At 33.1% G+C, this 1,366-nt stretch carries 1 protein-coding gene; it reads left to right on the forward strand.

Features of this window, described 5'->3' with window-relative positions; translation table 11 throughout:
- Positions 1–252: 252 nt before the first annotated feature.
- Entirely contained in the window at positions 253–1,182 is a 930-nt protein-coding gene (locus ACYVRH_RS13080) for a leucine-rich repeat domain-containing protein (protein WP_461257338.1), read from the forward strand.
- Positions 1,183–1,366 lie beyond the last annotated feature (184 nt).

The raw sequence follows: 1,366 nt of genomic DNA on the forward strand, positions 1-1,366 counted from the left end.
TCTGTGTGTTTCCTCGTATTCTTTATCAAGAATTTCTTTCATTTTCATAAATGTTTGTGTTTTAACGCCAAACATCCGCTTAAAAGCATGTGCTTTATCGTTATAATTTGTTTTTTCCCCGCCCATTCTAAATTTATATCATATTTTGAGGTTGTCGAACAAGTCTATTGTAGTTTTTTGTAATGAGGTATATTGACGAAACAATATTTATTTGATATTAATATACAATAAACAATTATAAGGAGTTTTCAAATGAAAAAGATGGCTTTTTTTGTTATCATCAGTGTGCTTGCGGTTTCTCTGTATGCTCAAAATATAAGTGATTTTGACATTCAGGGAAATGATGACGGAACTATGACAATACTGAACTATAAAGGTACAGCAAAAGAAATAGTTATTCCGGAGATGATTTTCAATATGCCTGTAACCCGAATAATAAACGGAGCATTTAAGAATAAGGGGTTAACTAGTGTTGTACTTCCAAAGACAGTCACGTATATTGGCGAGGAAACTTTCCGACAAAACCAACTAATATCAGTAACTATTCCTGACACCGTGGTATACATAGATAATTATGCCTTTGCAAACAACCAACTTTCAAGAATTACAATTCCCCAGAAAGTTGAATATATAGGTAATTATACCTTTGCAAGTAATCAGCTTACAACTGTTACTATACCCGGAAAAGTAGAGAATATAGGTAACTATGCTTTTGCCAATAATAAATTGTCAACAATAGTCATCCCTGACAGTGTAGTTATTATAGGGAACAGTGCATTCGATGGTAATACCCTTACAAATGTAACAATCGGTAATGGGGTAGTATGTATAGGGAGTAAGGCATTTACCTGTAATGGAGATTTTAGTAATGATAACCGAATTACCAATATAACATTAGGAAATTCAATCAAATATATTGGTGATAGGGCCTTTTATAAACATCGAGCAACAACTGTAGTAATACCAAATAGTGTGGCATATATTGGATTATATGTTTTTCTAACGTATAATGACAATTCATTAACTAACATTACAATAGGTAAATATGTAATGTTTGGTCTTGATAGTGATAGTGATGGTCCATTTTACAATAGTGGTAAATTTGAAACTTCTTACCAAAATAATATGAGGAAAGCGGGTAAATATTCCTCTGTAAATGGTAATTGGACATATACTCCATAAATAAAGTATAAAACAATCGCCACTGCACTTAACAAAGCGGTAACTGCACGCCGCCTTACGGCGGCTAGTGTGCTGTAAAATACATATGTCAACATGATTTAGCCTTTTCAATTTTAGCAAGTATCTCAGACGGTTTTTTAGTCCATGTGAAAGAACGTCCGGACTTGTTCCAAGTTCTGATATA

The organism is Treponema sp. R80B11-R83G3 (genome assembly GCF_054786115.1).

Excerpts from the sequence above, each read along its gene's own strand:
- ACYVRH_RS13080 (WP_461257338.1), top strand. The coding sequence starts at position 253 with ATGAAAAAGATGGCTTTTTTTGTTATCATCAGTGTGCTTGCGGTTTCT.